At 43.6% G+C, this 15,988-nt stretch carries 14 protein-coding genes, 1 pseudogene and 1 riboswitch; of the genes and pseudogenes, 1 reads left to right on the forward strand and 14 read right to left on the reverse strand.

All coding sequences use genetic code 11. The annotated features are described in order from the left end of the window. Positions 1-14: 14 nt before the first annotated feature. From metG to H8716_RS07690, 9 genes and pseudogenes are all read right to left on the reverse strand, one after another. Positions 15-2,000: pseudogene (metG, locus tag H8716_RS07650) on the reverse strand (methionine--tRNA ligase); the annotation flags it as partial. Between the two features lie 407 nt (positions 2,001-2,407). Next, complete coding sequence (locus H8716_RS07655; RefSeq protein WP_249307981.1) at positions 2,408-3,058, reverse strand: HAD family hydrolase; 651 nt, start codon at positions 3,056-3,058, stop codon at positions 2,408-2,410. Positions 3,059-3,072: 14 nt separating this feature from the next. Further along, positions 3,073-3,546 carry a 6,7-dimethyl-8-ribityllumazine synthase gene (gene ribH / locus H8716_RS07660; RefSeq protein ID WP_072522456.1) on the reverse strand — a complete coding sequence of 158 codons (474 nt, stop codon included), beginning with the start codon at positions 3,544-3,546 and terminating at the stop codon, positions 3,073-3,075. Positions 3,547-3,575: 29 nt separating this feature from the next. After that, positions 3,576-4,793, reverse strand: a complete 1,218-nt coding sequence (locus H8716_RS07665) for a bifunctional 3,4-dihydroxy-2-butanone-4-phosphate synthase/GTP cyclohydrolase II (RefSeq protein WP_249307982.1) — start codon at positions 4,791-4,793, stop codon at positions 3,576-3,578. 18 nt (positions 4,794-4,811) lie between these two features. Then, entirely contained in the window at positions 4,812-5,465 is a 654-nt protein-coding gene (ribE, locus tag H8716_RS07670) for a riboflavin synthase (RefSeq protein WP_249307983.1), read from the reverse strand. Between the two features lie 8 nt (positions 5,466-5,473). Continuing rightward, positions 5,474-6,577: a bifunctional diaminohydroxyphosphoribosylaminopyrimidine deaminase/5-amino-6-(5-phosphoribosylamino)uracil reductase RibD gene (ribD, locus tag H8716_RS07675; RefSeq protein WP_249307984.1), complete on the reverse strand. Its 1,104-nt coding sequence runs from the start codon at positions 6,575-6,577 to the stop codon at positions 5,474-5,476. A gap of 271 nt (positions 6,578-6,848) precedes the next feature. Further along, a riboswitch (FMN riboswitch) is annotated at positions 6,849-6,963 on the reverse strand. A 78-nt stretch (positions 6,964-7,041) separates the two neighbouring features. Further along, a complete protein-coding gene (locus H8716_RS07680; RefSeq protein ID WP_249308028.1) occupies positions 7,042-7,575 on the reverse strand; it encodes an amidohydrolase family protein in 534 nt (177 codons plus the stop codon). Beyond that, a complete protein-coding gene (locus tag H8716_RS07685) occupies positions 7,514-7,927 on the reverse strand; it encodes an amidohydrolase family protein (RefSeq protein ID WP_249307985.1) in 414 nt (137 codons plus the stop codon). Before H8716_RS07685 ends, H8716_RS07680 begins: the two co-directional genes overlap by 62 nt. After that, positions 7,924-8,133 carry a hypothetical protein gene (locus H8716_RS07690; RefSeq protein WP_249307986.1) on the reverse strand — a complete coding sequence of 70 codons (210 nt, stop codon included), beginning with the start codon at positions 8,131-8,133 and terminating at the stop codon, positions 7,924-7,926. Before H8716_RS07690 ends, H8716_RS07685 begins: the two co-directional genes overlap by 4 nt. A 318-nt stretch (positions 8,134-8,451) precedes the next feature. Between H8716_RS07690 and rpoN the strand changes: the two genes are divergently transcribed. Further along, complete coding sequence (gene rpoN, locus H8716_RS07695) at positions 8,452-9,765, forward strand: RNA polymerase factor sigma-54 (protein ID WP_249307987.1); 1,314 nt, start codon at positions 8,452-8,454, stop codon at positions 9,763-9,765. Positions 9,766-9,858: 93 nt separating this feature from the next. On the opposite strand, the gene H8716_RS07700 is transcribed toward rpoN, so the two are convergent. The 5 genes from H8716_RS07700 to dpaL all read right to left on the reverse strand — a co-directional run bounded on the left by H8716_RS07700 (position 9,859) and on the right by dpaL (position 15,852). Next, positions 9,859-10,236: a RidA family protein gene (locus tag H8716_RS07700; RefSeq protein WP_249307988.1), complete on the reverse strand. Its 378-nt coding sequence runs from the start codon at positions 10,234-10,236 to the stop codon at positions 9,859-9,861. Next, positions 10,236-11,840 carry an N-acyl-D-amino-acid deacylase family protein gene (locus tag H8716_RS07705; RefSeq protein ID WP_249307989.1) on the reverse strand — a complete coding sequence of 535 codons (1,605 nt, stop codon included), beginning with the start codon at positions 11,838-11,840 and terminating at the stop codon, positions 10,236-10,238. The genes H8716_RS07700 and H8716_RS07705 overlap by 1 nt, the downstream gene beginning before the upstream one ends. An 81-nt stretch (positions 11,841-11,921) precedes the next feature. Continuing rightward, positions 11,922-13,397, reverse strand: a complete 1,476-nt coding sequence (locus H8716_RS07710; protein WP_249307990.1) for a sodium:solute symporter family protein — start codon at positions 13,395-13,397, stop codon at positions 11,922-11,924. A 36-nt stretch (positions 13,398-13,433) separates the two neighbouring features. Continuing rightward, the gene (locus tag H8716_RS07715; RefSeq protein ID WP_249307991.1) at positions 13,434-14,618 is read right to left on the reverse strand and encodes a YgeY family selenium metabolism-linked hydrolase; all 1,185 of its coding nucleotides are present in this window, start codon (positions 14,616-14,618) and stop codon (positions 13,434-13,436) included. 25 nt (positions 14,619-14,643) lie between these two features. Next, positions 14,644-15,852: a diaminopropionate ammonia-lyase gene (gene dpaL, locus H8716_RS07720; protein WP_249307992.1), complete on the reverse strand. Its 1,209-nt coding sequence runs from the start codon at positions 15,850-15,852 to the stop codon at positions 14,644-14,646. Positions 15,853-15,988: the final 136 nt, after the last annotated feature.

Raw genomic sequence — 15,988 nt, forward strand, 5'->3', positions numbered from 1 at the left:
CTCCTAACTTTGTGTTAACAGATCTCTGCACCTGCAGGCATCTTCTTTTCCGGTACCATCAGTGCCAGTTCTCCGTTCTCGTCTTCTGCACAGAGAATCATACCTTCTGACAGTACACCTGCCAGTTTTGCAGGTTTCAGATTCACCAGTACCATAACCTTCTTTCCAACCATCTCTTCTGCACTGTAATGTGCCTTGATGCCGGATACGATCTGTTTTATCTGGCTTCCGATCTTCACTTGACTGCAAAGAAGCTTTTTGGACTTCTTCACCGGTTCACAGGCAATGATTTCACCAACCTGGAACTGCATTTTTTCAAAGTCTTCAAAAGTGATCTCAGCTTTTGGTTCAATATCAATCACTGGTTCTTCTGGCTCTTCCTTTTGTCCGGAAGCTGCCTTCTGAGCTGCCTGGAGTACTTCTACTTTTTCCATAACCTCTTTCAGATCCAGTCTTGCGAAAAGAATCTCCGGTTTGTCTGTAACTTTATTGCCGCTTTCATAGAGACCAAACTGATTCATCTGCTCCAGGCCTCTCTTCTGTGCATTCAGCTGTGCCAGAATCTTCTTAGAGGTTCCCGGCATAAAGGATTCCAGAAGTTCTGCACCGATGGCAATGCTCTCTACCAGATTGTACAGAACTGTGGCCAGACGATCCTGCTTGCTTTCGTCCTTAGCCAGTGCCCATGGCATGGTCTCATCGATGTATTTGTTGCAGCGTTTGAACAGTACAAAAATCTCGCTGATAGCATCTGCCACACGAAGCTGTTCCATCTTATCCGTTACTTTACCCGGTGCAGCCAGTGCAACTGCCTTCAGTTCTTCATCTACCGGCTCTGTCACGCCCTTATCTGCAACGACGCCGCCAAAATATTTGTTAGACATGGAGATGGTTCTGTTTACCAGGTTTCCTAATGTATTAGCCAGATCGGAATTCAGACGTTCTACCATCAGCTCCCAGGTAATTACACCATCGTTTTCAAATGGCATTTCATGAAGTACGAAGTAACGTACTGCATCCACACCAAAAAAGTCTACCAGATCATCTGCATAGATGACATTTCCCTTAGACTTACTCATCTTACCATCACCCTGCAGCAGCCATGGATGTCCAAATACCTGCTTTGGCAGTGGCAGATCCAGTGACATCAGGAAAATCGGCCAGTAAATCGTATGGAAACGAATAATATCCTTACCGATCAGATGCAGGTCTGCCGGCCAGTCTTTCTTGAACTGCTCGGTGCTGTTGCCGTCGCAGTCATAACCGATACCGGTGATGTAGTTGGTCAGCGCATCCAGCCATACATAGGTGACATGCTTTGGATCAAAGTCTACCGGAATACCCCATTTGAAGGAGGTTCTGGATACACACAGATCCTGCAGACCCGGAAGCAGGAAGTTGTTCATCATCTCATTCTTTCTGGATACCGGCTGAATGAATTCCGGATGAGTGTTGATATGTTCAATCAGTCTGTCTGCGTATTTGCTCATTTTGAAGAAGTATGCTTCTTCCTTGGCAGGTGTTACTTCACGGCCGCAGTCCGGACATTTGCCGTCTACCAGCTGAGATTCTGTAAAGAAAGATTCACAAGGTGTACAGTACATTCCTTCATAATATCCCTTGTAGATATCTCCCTTGTCATACATCTTCTTGAAGATCTTCTGAACCTGTTTTTCATGGTCTTCATCTGTGGTACGGATAAACTTATCATAAGAAGTATCCACCAGATCCCAGATTCTCTTGATCTCTCCTGCTACTTTGTCTACATATTCTTTTGGTGTAATGCCGGCTTCTTCTGCCTTCAGTTCGATCTTCTGGCCATGTTCATCAGTACCTGTCTGTAAAAACACATCATAGCCCTGTGCTCTCTTATAGCGGGCAATGGCATCTGCCAGAATGATCTCGTATGTGTTACCGATATGTGGTTTGCCTGATGCATAAGCAATGGCAGTGGTCATATAAAACTTTTTCTTTTCCATCTTTATTCTCCTTCCATCATAAAAAAACCCATCTTCTCAAACTGAGAAGACAGGTCTGTACCCGTGTTACCACTTCACTTTATCCATACCTCGCAGTATGAACCTCTGCGGGTGCGTCTACACCCCTTCGCTATAACAGGCGATCCCGTCGCAGCCTATATGATACCTGCATAACTGTCCGTCACTTTTACAGTTACGGCACCGGTAATCCACAGTCGGTGCGCCGCTCCGAAGCCATGTTCCACTTACCGGTGCATATCCCTCTCAGCCTGCGGGAATTCTCTGTAATGTCCTGTGCAAATGTACTCTCTTCATCTAAGCGTTTTCTTATTACTAAGCTGATATTAGGCTAACACAGGAACCTTTTTCTGTCAAGACTGGGGTTGTTGTATCTGTTAATTCACTTCTCAACTTTTATATTGCAAAAATCATATCACCAACTGCAGTATATCCTCTATATGTTCTGCAAAATAATCTGCCCCATTCAGTTCCCCTTTCTCACCATATCCATACAGGCATCCTATAAAAGGGCTTTTGCAGGCTCTGGCACATTCCAGATCCTGTCTCCTGTCTCCGACTACCAGATAAGGGCCACTATATTCCCGGATGATTTCCTGCACAATTTCTGTCTTTGGACGGAATCCGTATGATTCACAGTCATAAAAACGATCAAACCATCGTTCCATCCCAAATTCCTTCCAGTGTGCCTCACGATATGAAGCTTTACAGTTACTTAAGATCACAAGATGATATCCCCGGTTCTTCAAAGCTGTCAGCATCTCCTCTGTTCCTGGATACCACACTGCCTTATGTTTCCTGATCTGTCTTACCATCAGGTCTCCTACCATCCTGCTTGCCTGCTCTTTATAGCTCTGATCCAGCTCCGGCAAAAATGTATTCCACATTTCCTTACTGTTAAGTCCCAGCCAGCCGGCAATTTCCGCCGAGCCTATCTCCCGTTCTTCTACAGCCTTCTGTTCTGTCAGCCACTGATAGGTTTCACGAAATGCCGGTTCATAGATTCCAAGGGTATGATGGATTGTTCCATCATAATCGAATATGATCGTTTTTGTCATCATTTATTTCCTGTCTTTTAGAGCTGCTTCATCAGATTGACCATCTCGATTGCAGATAACGCGCAGTCATAACCTTTATTTCCTGCTTTGCTTCCTGCACGCGCAATAGCCTGCTCGATATTCTCAGTCGTGATCACTCCGAATAAGACCGGGATTCCTGTTGCAAGTTCAACCTGTGCGATCCCCTTGGCAGATTCATTGCATACCAGATCATAATGTGAAGTATCTCCACGGATGACAGCTCCCACACAGATAATTGCATCATATTTTCCTGACTGCGCCATTTTCTGTGCTGTAAGCGGAATCTCAAATGCTCCCGGTACCCATGCTGCAGTAATATTCTCTTCTTCTACTCCATGTCTTACCAGTCCGTCGACTGCCCCTCCCAATAATTTATTCACAATGATCTCATTGAATCTCGCTGCCACAATACCAACCTTCATTCCCTCCGGTGCTACTACTTTTCCTTCTACTAAATTGATCTGTCTCATTTTTTCTTCCTCCTGATATCAGCTGTTTTTTATAAATTTATTTCTTTAAAAATATGACCCATCTTTTCCTGCTTCGTCTTCATATACTTCCGGTCATACTTTTGTACCGGAATCTCCAGAGGTACTCTTGCATTGATCTTCAGCCCGAATTCACCAAGTCCATAGACTTTATCTGGATTATTTGTCAGTAATCTTAATGATTTCACGCCAAGATCTGACAGTATCTGTGCCCCCACCCAGTACTCTCTGAGATCCGGTGCAAATCCTAACTTCACATTAGCCTCCACAGTATCGTATCCCTGCTCCTGAAGCGCATATGCTTTGATCTTATTGATCAGTCCGATTCCTCTGCCTTCCTGTCTCATATACAGAATGATTCCTCTGCCTTCTGCTTCTACCTGGCGCATCGCTGTCTGCAGCTGCAGGCCGCAGTCACATCTGAGCGATCCGAATGCATCCCCTGTCAGACACTCCGAATGTACCCGGCAAAGCACATCCTCACCATCTCCTATATCACCTTTTACCAGTGCCAGATGATGCTCTCCTGTAATGTCATTGATATATCCATACATTTTAAAATCACCGTACTGTGTTGGGAGGTTTGCAGCTGCTTCCTCCTTTACATGCTTTTCATGTATTCTTATATAATCCTGCAGATCACGGATTGTAATAAATGTAAGGTTATGTTCTTTTGCCATTTCCCATAACTGTGATGTACGCATCATAGTGCCATCTTCTTTCATAACTTCACAGCACACACCACATTCTTTCAGCCCAGCCAGTCTCATAAGATCTGTTGTTGCCTCTGTATGGCCATTCCGCACCAGAACCCCGCCTTTTCTGGATATAAGCGGAAATACATGTCCCGGTCTTCTGAAATCCTCCGGTTTCGACTCATCATCCACACACTTCATAATGGTATAGGAGCGCTCTGCTGCTGAGATACCGGTCGTTGTATCTGCGTGATCCACTGCCACGGTAAATGCTGTACTGTGATTATCCGTGTTCTCAGCAACCATTGGCGGAAAATTCAATCTCGCTGCAAGTTCCGCACTCATCGGTGTACAGATAAGACCCTTTGCATAGGTCGCCATGAAATTAATATTTTCCCTGGTCGCAAACTCTGCCGCACATATCAGATCTCCCTCATTTTCTCTGTCCGGATCATCTGTGACCAGAACTATTTTACCTTCCTTAAGATCCCTAAGTGCCTCTTCAATTGTGTTGTACTGATCGTTTTGTGACATACTGTATATCCTCCTGTTCTAAAACCCGAATTCTTCAAGAAACTCCATCGTAATTCCGGATTTTTTTTTCTCTTCTTCGTTTTTTCTGATGCCAAGCAGTTTTTCTACGTATTTTCCGATCACATCATTTTCCAGATTAACCAGATCCCCCTGCACCTTTTCCAAAAGAGTGGTTTCTTCTCCTGTATGTGGAATGACCGACACCTGAAAACCGGCTTCATCAACCCTTGCAACTGTCAGGCTGATCCCATCAATGCAGACTGATCCTTTTTCTACGATCAGATGCAAAATCTGTGGTGATGTCTCAATCGATACCCAGATGGCATTTTCTTCCCGAAGCATGGAACGTATCACACCAGTCCCATCAATATGACCGCTTACTATGTGCCCTCCGAACCTGCCATCTGCAGCCATTGCCCGTTCCAGGTTTACCTGGCTTCCGGCCTTGCAGCTGCCAAGACTGCTTCTTCTGATCGTCTCTGCCATCACATCGGCGGTAAATCCGTCCGGCTGCATCGACGTAACTGTCAGACACACGCCATTTACGGCAATGCTGTCACCGATCCTTGTCCCTTCCAGGACCTTCCTGGCTTTCACTGCCAGGATCCCTGATTCCCCTGTCAGCTGTATATAACGGACTTTTCCTTTCTCTTCTACGATTCCTGTAAACATGATTCCTCCTACTGTTTTTTTCTACACACCTGACATTTTATCCGGATATCCTCACCGATCTGACAGATATCTGTATATTTCAGTTCCACTGCTTCAGACGGCAGTTCAACTCCAATGCCTTCTACCGGTGTCTTCCCAGCCACACCGCCAAACAGCTTTGGTGCCACAAAAGCCTGTACTTCCTTTACAATTCCAGCTCGCAGTGCACTGTCATTTAACGTACCGCCTCCCTCCAGGAGAATGCTGTCAATGCCTCTGTTTCCAAGATCTGCCATCAGCTTCTTAAGGTCTATCTGATTCTTTTCATCGGGACAGTAAATGGTTTCAACTCCCATGGTATGTAATATTTTTATTTTCTCTTCTGTATTCTTCTGATCTGCATAAGCCACGATCGTCCGGTACTTTTCCGCACTTTTTACAATCTGACTGTCCGGCGGGATCCTGAGCTTACTGTCACACACAATCCTGATAGGACTTTTCCAGCCTTCTACCCGGACGTTTAACATCGGATCATCTGCAAGCACAGTTCCAATGCCTGCCATGATCCCCATGTACTGATGCCTCATATGCTGTACTTCTTTTCGTGAAGCTTCTCCGCTGATCCATTTTGAGGCCCCTGTTTTCGTTGCGATTTTCCCATCCAGTGTCATGGCATACTTCATCACCACATAAGGAGTCCTCGTAGTAATATAATGAAAAAACACCGGATTCAGCTGATCACATTCTTCTCTCATAAAATCTTCAACTACTGTTACACCGGCTTCCCTTAACATCTGTACACCTTTTCCTGCTACTTTCGGATTCGGATCCCGAGAACCGATCACCACTTTTCTGATCTTCTGTTCAATGATCGCTTCCGTACATGGAGGTGTTTTACCATGATGACAGCAAGGCTCCAGCGTAACATAAATCACCGCACCTTCTGCTGATTCTGTAAGAGAAGCAATTGCATTACGTTCCGCGTGAAGTTCTCCATACTTTTTATGATAGCCTTCCCCGATGATCTTTCCGTCTTTTACGATCACTGCTCCTACCATTGGATTGGGATTCGTCCAGCCTTCTCCTTTTTGGGCCAGCTGAATTGCCCGAAGCATATATTCCTGATCCGTCATTTCTATTCCTTCTTTCTTATTCCTGTTCTTTACCCGGGCTACGCCGAGGCTTTTAGACCTGTGCAATCGGATTCACAGACAAGTGAATGGTACAGTTATTTCGAAAACAATGTAACAGATACAAAAAAACCTGCAGAAATATCTGCAGGGTGGAATTGATCTGTTACATATGATCGATAAATGAATGTCTGATTTTCCAATATAAAAAGCTCTGAAATGGATCACCATCTCAGAGCTCTGATACTACATTCATGCAAAAAATCAACTGTACTATCATCTTCTTCCATCCAGACTGTACTGTCGGCCCCGGAATCTCACCGGATCACGCCTTTCGGCTCGCGGGCTCTACCGCCGGTAGGGAATCTCACCCTGCCCTGAAGATATCTTTTTGTTTAGTTTAATACTTTATCTATTTTTTGTAAAGCGAATTTTTATTCAACAGCTTTGAACTGTTGTTGTATCTGCTAATTCAATCCATACTTTTTCAAATATTCTGGGTTGATTTTTCTCTTAATAAAATCACCAGATCCCTGCTGTCCTTTGAATTCGCCGTTTTCTACAATCACTTTTCCTTTGGAAATGGTCATCACCGGGTATCCTTTTACCTGGAATCCATCATGGAGACAGTAACTGATATTATTATGAAGTACATCTTTGGATAACGTTACTTCTTTTTCCATATCTACCAGAACGATGTCTGCATCTGAGCCTGGTGCAATGATTCCTTTCTGTGGGTAGCATCCGTAAATCTTTGCAATATTCGTACTGGTCAGTTCGCAGACTTTATTAATGGAAATACGGCCTTTTGAGACACCCTCAGAAAGGAGCAGCGGCAGACGGATCTCTATACCGCTTATACCGTTTACAACTTTTGTAAAATCCTGCTTCCAGGTTCCATCCTCATTCTTTTCCAGAAATGCTGATTTCTCATCCACATCAAATGTGCAGTCGTCCGAACCTGTCAGAAGGATCGTCCCGTCTTCTAGCCCTTCCCACATACTCTGCAAAATATACCGCTCTTGCAAATGCTTCGGCTTCACAAAGTACTGGCTTACACTTTGCAAAATTTACCCAGCTCATGTCATTTGCTTCTCTGCACTTCTCGATATTACTTTCTGCAATGGCATTACTTTCGCAGTGAACCATCGGAAGTCCACTTACCTCTTTTGCCTTTTCAAATACTTTTAACATGGTCTCGTCATCACTCATAACGCCTTCTTTTTTATAAGTCATGAACATCTTAAAGGTAGGAATTCCTCCTTCCGCCATTTTCTCAATGTCAGCAAGTGCTTCCGGTGTAGATTCAACAAATTTCCCGTGTACACTGTAATCAATGGCAGATTCTTTCATCTCATCAGCTCTTGCCAGAGCCTGTGCATATGCGCTTCAATAACGCCCGGCATTACATATTTTCCTTCTGCGTTGATTGTCCGCACAGCCTCTTTTTCATCATAAGTCCCAAGTCCGACAATCTTTTTCCCCTGAATTGCCACATCAAATTTTACTGTGGATGACGGTGATACTACCAGACCATTTTTAATAATCAGATCGTACATAAAACAAGTCCTCCTCTTTATTGCAAAAACAATCTTATTCTTCTGCTTTCAGAATAAAAAAATCCATGAAATGCAGCTATCTTCTGCTTTTCATGGACCTTTTTGTCTCCGTCCTCTATTATCTGTTTTTGTCATTATGCACCTTTTTTTCTCATTTGTCCAGCCACTATTATAAATTCGTATCTGTCCAGTACCTTATCGCAATACATTGGGTTTTGATCAGTTACATAAATTCAAATTATTCACATCTTCTTCATATTTCACAGTCATTTTTATGGTACAATGGCAACAGTATACACAACAGGAGTCATACATACTATGGATATGGAATTACGCCCATCTCAGAAGCAGACTATTACTCATCAGATGATTCAGTCTTCTGAGATTTTACAAATGAATAATATGGAATTGGAAATCTATCTGCAGAATTTGGCATTGGAGAATCCTCTGCTGGATTTTGAGGAACCACCGGAAGAAGATGAACGTAAAAAGGAATGGCTGAATGCTCTGGATGAACAAAACCGTGTTTATGAAAGACAGGAGCGCAGGGATGCATCCGATCCCTGGAATCTGGACACTTCCATGACTGAGACACTGGAAGAGTCTCTTCTTCTTCAGCTGAACAGTCTGAATCTTCCTGCTTCAAAAGTTTTTATTCTGAAATATCTCATTCAAAGTCTGGAAAGCAGCGGCTATCTGACTACACCTTTGGATGAGATCGCTAAAGTCTGCCACTGTTCCCTTACCGAAACTGAGGAAATGCTTTCTGTTTTGCAGACATTGGAACCTGATGGCGTAGGTGCCCGAACATTAAGTGAATGTCTGTCCATACAGCTGAAAAAACATTATCCGGCTGCGTCACTTGCTCTATCCATCGTCAGTGATTATCTGGATCTTCTCGGTAAGAATCAGATTCCCGCTATTTCACGCATACTGCATCGTTCACAGAAAGATATACTGGAAGCCTGCAGCCTGATTCGCTCCCTCAACCCAAAGCCCGGTTCTTCCTTTGGAGACCGTCATTACATGCCTTATGTCCGCCCTGAGTTGCTCATTATCCGTTTTGATGGTTATTTTGATATCATTCTGAATGATGCTTCCATTCCATCCATCCGCATGAATGACTATTATCTGGATCTGTTAAAAACAGATGAAGCTGGAGAAACTGCCAGATATCTGAAAGGGAAAAAAGAAGAACTGGAACAGATCAATGACAGTATCCGTCATCGTTCTTCCACCCTGCTCTCTCTTGGGAAGCTGATTGTAGAGCATCAGCAGGATTTCTTTCTGAATGGCCCCGGACATCTGCACACTTTCCTGCAGTCCACAGCAGCATCTATTCTGGGTGTACACGAATCTGTCATCAGCCGCGCTGCCAGTGATAAATATCTGCAGTGCCAGTATGGAGTATTTCCATTATCTTACTTTTTTGTACAAGGCCGGGATAATAAGGAAGAAATCAAGAAAATGATCCGGGACTACATCGAAAAAGAAGACAAAGCACATCCTTTTTCAGATCAGAAGCTTTCAGACATGTTTGCAGCCGATGGACTGACCGTATCCAAACGTCTTATCACAAAATACCGTACTGCGCTGCATATTCCTCCGGCAGGTGGAAGAAAAGTCTACTAATAGTGATTATATGCCAAAAGCCGTTTCCGGTTATCCAGGATAACTGAAACGGCTTTCAAAGGTTATGGCAGCGGTATTGTCAGTGTTGTTCTTTTATACGTAAGCGATACATTCTACTTCTACCAGTCCGCCCAGTGGAAGTTTTGCTACCTGTACGCAGGAACGTGCAGGATAGGTTTCTCCAAAGTAAGATTTGTAGATTTCATTTACTTTTGCAAAGTCGTCCATATCTGCAAGGAAGATGGTGGTCTTAACTACTTTGCTGAAATCGCTTCCTGCTTCTTCCAGTACTGCACCAAGATTTTTCATGGATCTGTGTGCCTGTGCTTCTACACCTTCCGGAAGTTTGCCAACTGCAGGGTCAATTCCCAGCTGACCGGAACAATATACCATTCCGTTTACTTTCACTGCCTGTACATATGGTCCTACTGCTCCAGGTGCATTTGTTGTTGCGATAATCTCTTTTGCCATTATTTTACTACCTCTTTTCCTTTTTTCTTCAGAACTGATCCATTTCTTACGCCGGTATGTTCACCGTGCTTCACAGCCAGTTCACCATTTACTATAACATATTCTATACCTTCTGGGTACTGAATCGGATCAGTAAATGTACCTTTATCGATAACAGTATCTGGATTGAAAATACAGATATCTGCATATGCACCTTCTCTGATTTCACCACGATCTGTCATATTGAATGCTGTTGCCGGTTTCTTTGTCATTTTATAAACTGCTTCTTCCAGTGTAAGAGCCTTGTCTTCACGCACATATTTTCCCAGGATTCTCGGGAATGCACCATATACACGAGGATGTGGCTTGCCGCCAAGCAGACCATCTGTGCAGGCATTCATCTCCGGGCGTTTCATGAAAAGCTGTACATGTTCTTCTGTTCCGTAGAAGTCTACCATTCCGACTGCATTTTCTTCTTCATACAGAAGATCAAATGTCGCTTCATATGGATCTTTTCCACGAAGTTCTCCAAGCTGTGTCAGGCTTAAGCCCACTGCATCCTGGTTCTTCTCTGTTTTTACGCTGGTTACAAAAATCTTATCCAGACCTGCAAATTCTACAAAGTTATCCCATCCAGGAATACCATGTTCGATATCATAAACCATTTTCTTACGAAGTTCTTTATCTGCCAGACGTTCCAGAACTTTATCTGTTCCACCGTCATGTACCCATGGAGGAAGAATTACGCCAAGCATGGTGCTTCCTGCCACGTATGGATACTGGTCGAAGGATACATCAATACCTTCTTTTTCTGCTTCTTCCAGAAGACGAACGACATCATCGATCTTATCCCAGTTCTTCTTACCACATACTTTAAAGTGTGAGTAATGAATCTTTACACCGGATTCTCTTCCGATCTTGATAACCTCTTCCATGGAATCCAGAATGGTATCTGCTTCACTTCTCTGATGGATAACAAATCTTCCGTCATATTCTGCTACTACTTTACACATTTCAATAATTTCTTTGGACTCAGAATATGCACATGGCATGTAGATCAGACCTGTAGATAAACCGATTGCTCCTGCTTCCATTTCACGTCTGGTAATCTGACGCATTTTTTCCAGTTCTTCTTCATTCGGCAGACGGTTTTCCAGTCCCATTGCTTCCATACGGATATTTCCGTGCGGTACCAGATAACATTCATTTAATCCTGGTTTTACATGTTCCAGCATTTTCAGATATCCTTCTGTTGTCTGATAGTTCCAGTCAATTTCATCACTGTCTCCGTCCAGACCTGCCAGGTTCTTTCTCCAAGGGCTGATGTACTGCGGAGGAAGTGGTGCCATAGAAATACCATCCTGTCCCAGCACTTCTGTTGTGATACCCTGCATGATCTTAGGTCTTACTTCCGGATCTACCAGAATCTGAAGGTCACTGTGGCTGTGTGTATCGATAAATCCAGGAGCTACTACCAGCCCTTTTGCATCGATCACTTCCATATCTTCTGTTGTATCAATATTGCCAATTTTTACGATCTTGTCATTTTCCACCAATACATCTGCTTCATAACCAGGCTTTTTCGTTCCGTCTACTACTAAACCACCCTTGATTAATTTTTTCATTTGCTTCACCCATACCTTTCTGTCAAAATTCTGGCAGCTGTCTGCGGATCAGATCTGTGCTCCACAGACAACTGACTGTTTTTAATCTTCTTCCAGTTCAAGTTCCGGAGCCGGCGCAACACCCATGCTTCGTTCAATTGCTGATACTACAAAGATGACAATTAAAGCTACGATACCGCCTGGAACCATTGCACTTAATCCCCATGGTGTATGCAGTCCGTAAATCCAGATTGCTGCTACGATGGTTCCGGATACAATAGAGATAAATCCGGCTCTCTGTGTTACATTCTTGTAGAACAGACCACAGATAAATGCAGCGAACGGGCCTGCACTTCTCAATGCGAAAGCACCCATCATAACGCTGATAATATTGGATGCTGTTAATGCCACGATCAGACCTACGCCTCCAACAATCACCATAACCACTCTGGAAATCCAGATTTCTTTTGCATCATCCTGTTTTCCTCCATTGATATATGGACGGAATACGTCATTTGTAAACATGGTTGCAGTACCAATCATATTTCCGGATGCGGAACTCATCGTTGCAGCTACCACTGCTGCCAGTACAATACCTGCTACCACTGCCGGTGCAAAGTTCATAGTTGCATCTGCCAGTGCGTTTTTCTGTGGACCACTTGCATATCCATCGATGCATACGTAAGCCATCAGACCGATAATTGCCGGAACAATTGCATATACAGCAGACAGAATACCAGCGATCAGAGAACCGAATTTTGCTGATTTTCCGTCTTTTGCAGAACAGTATGTCTGAACGATTTCCTGTCCTGTAGGGAATGTCATAAAATACATTGCGATATAACCGATTACGGTAGGTATACCAATCTTTGTCATACTAAGCAGATCCAGAGATGCTCCTGTGGAATCTGTTACTGTTTTTGCTTTTGCGAAAAGTCCTGCAAAACCACCAACCTGCTGATTACCAAGCATAACAAACATAGCTACTGCCATACCGACAGTAATAACAATTACGTGCATCAGATTTGCTGCTGCCACTGACTGGAAGCCACCAATCATAGTATAAATAATAACAACTATTGTAATAACAATCGCTGCTGTACGGAAATCCAGCCCGGTTACTACATTAATAATAGATGCTGTTGCAATAATCTGTGCTCCTGTTGCCATGAACAGTGCAGCAATCGAAGTAAATGCGGTAAAAATGTGGGAAGCTTTTCCGTAACGTTTTCCAATGATCTGTGGTACGGTACTTGCCTGTGCTTTACGGAAGTATGGTGCGATAAAAGATACCAGTACGAATCCGATTCCTGCCGCAATTACATACCAGCATGCGGAAATACCATAGCTGTAAACATTGGTTGCTATACCGGTTGTACTTGCACCACCGGTATTTGCTGCGAATAAGGTTCCTGCCAGTACCAGAGGTCCTAAGGACTTTCCTGCCATCAGGAAATCTTCATTACTCTGTTTTGCCTGCTTTGCTGCTTTTCTTTTAGATACTACCAGACCTAACACAATGGTCAGTGCCATGTATATAAAGATAATAATTAATGCTGTTGTCTGTTTTCCACTCATGTTCATAATCCCTTCTCTTATGTAAAATCCCCGATGTTATTTTAATAATGCTTTCATAACTCCATAATAGCAGTCCGTTACTTTGGTCAGCTGGTCGATTTCAATATATTCATTAACGGTATGTGCCAGATTTTCTTTGGATGGTCCAAGTCCAAAGGTCTTGATTCCGGCTTCACCGGCATAGTGGCTTCCGTTTGTACAGAAATTGTACTGTGTGATCTCCGGTGTATATCCCATACCTTCCAGTTCTTTCTTTACATCCTGTACGAACTCGTCTTTTTCATCATACAGCCATCCCGGGAAAAATCTCTCACCTGTGATTTCGTTTCCTGTGTAGCACTGTTCTTTACCAACTGCATAGGAAACCTTTGCTTTTAACTGCGGATCTTCTGCCATCAGCTTATCCAGCAGTTCCTGAATCGGAGCCAGAACACTTTCTTTGGTTTCACCAACCAGGAGACGGCGGTCATAAGTAGCACGGCAGTATTCCGGCACTACAGATGCTCCAGGATATGGTGCAGATTTAATATCAGTCAGTTCCAGGATGCCATCGCCCAGTACCGGATGGTGTGTTGGCTCCAGAGTGCGGATTGCTTCAATCACTTTTGCCATCTTGTACACTGCGTTGATACCTTTTTCCGGGTTTGCAGAGTGGCAAGGTTTTCCGAACGTTTCCAGAACGATTTCTCCGCGTCCTCTCTGTCCGATCTTGATATTCAGCTGAGAAGCTTCACCGATCACTACATAATCCGGTTTTACAAAATTGCTGATTTCACGGGCTGCCACACCTTCAAAACATTCTTCATGTACCACACCGGCTACATAGATTTCTCCGGCGAAGTCTTTTTGGGTATCTTCAGCAAATGCTGCAGCTGCAGTTACAAATCCTGCTACCGCTCCCTTCATATCACTGGTTCCTCTTCCGTAGATCTTACCATCATGAATTTCTGCTGCGAAAGGTGGGTACTGCCATTCTGTTTCATCTGTTACCGGAACGGTATCAATGTGTCCGTCGAAAAGGATCTTTTTACCTGGACGGTTACCTTTGATACATCCGATTACATTACCATATTTATCTACGGTTACAGAATCAAAACCTTTTTTCTTTAACTGTTCTTCCAGAACTCCTGCCACACCGTCTTCATGTCCGGAATAGCTCTGTTTCTGAATCAGATGCTGACATAATTCTACTACTTCTTCCTGTCTTTCTTTGTTTAACATAATGTCCTCCTTTTATGCAAAAATTTTATTTTTCATGTGTACTAGGGTATTTTCCATCCCATACAATGGCTTTATAGTTTTCCTGATCGGTATCTCCTTCTGTGCTGAAGAACAGTACACGGGAGTTTTCATCCAGACCAAGTTCTTTCTTCAGGTCTGCCAGTTCCGGATTCGTCATGATCTCTGCCACACATCCAAATGCTGCTGCTCCGCTTTCTCCGGAGATCACACGGTCATCTCCTTTTGCAGGATTGCCGAGAATACGCATTCCCTTTGCTGCCACATAATCCGGGCAGGAGATAAAGTGATCTGCGTAATCGGAAAGGATCTTCCATCCAATGCTGCAAGGCTCACCACATGCCAGCCCTGCCATAATGGTATTCATATCTCCGGTTACAAAATGACGTTCCCCGTCATTTGCTTCTGCAGTACGATACAGGCAGTCTGCCTTGTTTGGTTCTACAATAGTGATCACCGGTCTGTCTTCTCCATAAATTGCAGAAAATAATCCGGTTACAGCACCGGCCATAGATCCAACACCTGCCTGAAGGAAGATGTGGGTCGGTTTCTCAGGAAGCTGCTCCTGCGCTTCCAGTCCCATGGTTCCATATCCCTGCATAATCCAGGTCGGAATATCTTCATATCCTTCCCATGCTGTATCCTGCACCATTACCCAGCCTTTCTGCTCTGCCTGACTGTTAGCCAGACGAACCGCTTCATCATAATTCAGGTCTGTGATGCTTGCCTGTGCGCCTTCTGCCTTGATGTTATTCAGACGTTCCAGTGCACTGCCCTTTGGCATATATACTACTGCTTTCTGTTTAAACTGGTTTGCTGTCCATGCCACGCCTCTTCCGTGATTACCATCAGTAGCAGTTACAAAAGTGATATCTCCCAGTTCTTTTCTTGTCTCATCAGAAATCAGTGTTTCATAATTTACTTCTGAGATATCTTTTCCCAGACGGCCTGCCAGATAATTTCCAATGGCATAACTTCCGCCCAAAACCTTAAATGCATTCAGTCCAAATCTCCAGGATTCGTCTTTTACGTACACATCTTTTAAACCAAGACATTTTGCTGTCTCTTCCAGATGTGCCAGCGGTGTTGGTGCATACACCGGAAAGCTTTTGTGAAATTCACGAATTTTATGAGCAGATTCCTGGCTGAATAACTTCAGATCACATCCACTTCCATTTTCGTGTTTCCGTGTCACCATCTTAAATGATTCTTTCATTACTTCCTTCCTTTCTTCTTTTCCGCCGGTTATGTATTCCCGGTCGTTTTTCTCCTTCTGATTATCTATATAGCAATTTTCGTTCCCATCTTTCGAATCCTCAGAAAAAAAAATATAAAAAAAGATCCGCTAAAAA

The sequence above is a fragment of the Jingyaoa shaoxingensis genome (assembly GCF_014385005.1).
GTDB classification, from domain to species: domain Bacteria; phylum Bacillota; class Clostridia; order Lachnospirales; family Lachnospiraceae; genus Marvinbryantia; species Marvinbryantia shaoxingensis.

What these genes read in the sequence shown, in the direction of transcription:
- H8716_RS07655 (WP_249307981.1), bottom strand. Translation starts at nt 3,058, where the DNA reads ATGATGACAAAAACGATCATATTCGATTATGATGGAACAATCCATCAT.
- ribD (WP_249307984.1), bottom strand. Translation starts at nt 6,577, where the DNA reads ATGACGGATCAGGAATATATGCTTCGGGCAATTCAGCTGGCCCAAAAA.
- rpoN (WP_249307987.1), top strand. Translation starts at nt 8,452, where the DNA reads ATGGATATGGAATTACGCCCATCTCAGAAGCAGACTATTACTCATCAG.
- H8716_RS07700 (WP_249307988.1), bottom strand. Translation starts at nt 10,236, where the DNA reads ATGGCAAAAGAGATTATCGCAACAACAAATGCACCTGGAGCAGTAGGA.
- H8716_RS07710 (WP_249307990.1), bottom strand. Translation starts at nt 13,397, where the DNA reads ATGAGTGGAAAACAGACAACAGCATTAATTATTATCTTTATATACATG.
- H8716_RS07685 (WP_249307985.1), bottom strand. Translation starts at nt 7,927, where the DNA reads ATGAAAGAATCTGCCATTGATTACAGTGTACACGGGAAATTTGTTGAA.
- H8716_RS07665 (WP_249307982.1), bottom strand. Translation starts at nt 4,793, where the DNA reads ATGTCACAAAACGATCAGTACAACACAATTGAAGAGGCACTTAGGGAT.
- ribE (WP_249307983.1), bottom strand. Translation starts at nt 5,465, where the DNA reads ATGTTTACAGGAATCGTAGAAGAGAAAGGAAAAGTCCGTTATATACAG.
- H8716_RS07680 (WP_249308028.1), bottom strand. Translation starts at nt 7,575, where the DNA reads ATGTGGGAAGGGCTAGAAGACGGGACGATCCTTCTGACAGGTTCGGAC.
- ribH (WP_072522456.1), bottom strand. Translation starts at nt 3,546, where the DNA reads ATGAGACAGATCAATTTAGTAGAAGGAAAAGTAGTAGCACCGGAGGGA.
- H8716_RS07705 (WP_249307989.1), bottom strand. Translation starts at nt 11,840, where the DNA reads ATGAAAAAATTAATCAAGGGTGGTTTAGTAGTAGACGGAACGAAAAAG.
- H8716_RS07690 (WP_249307986.1), bottom strand. Translation starts at nt 8,133, where the DNA reads ATGTACGATCTGATTATTAAAAATGGTCTGGTAGTATCACCGTCATCC.
- dpaL (WP_249307992.1), bottom strand. Translation starts at nt 15,852, where the DNA reads ATGAAAGAATCATTTAAGATGGTGACACGGAAACACGAAAATGGAAGT.
- H8716_RS07715 (WP_249307991.1), bottom strand. Translation starts at nt 14,618, where the DNA reads ATGTTAAACAAAGAAAGACAGGAAGAAGTAGTAGAATTATGTCAGCAT.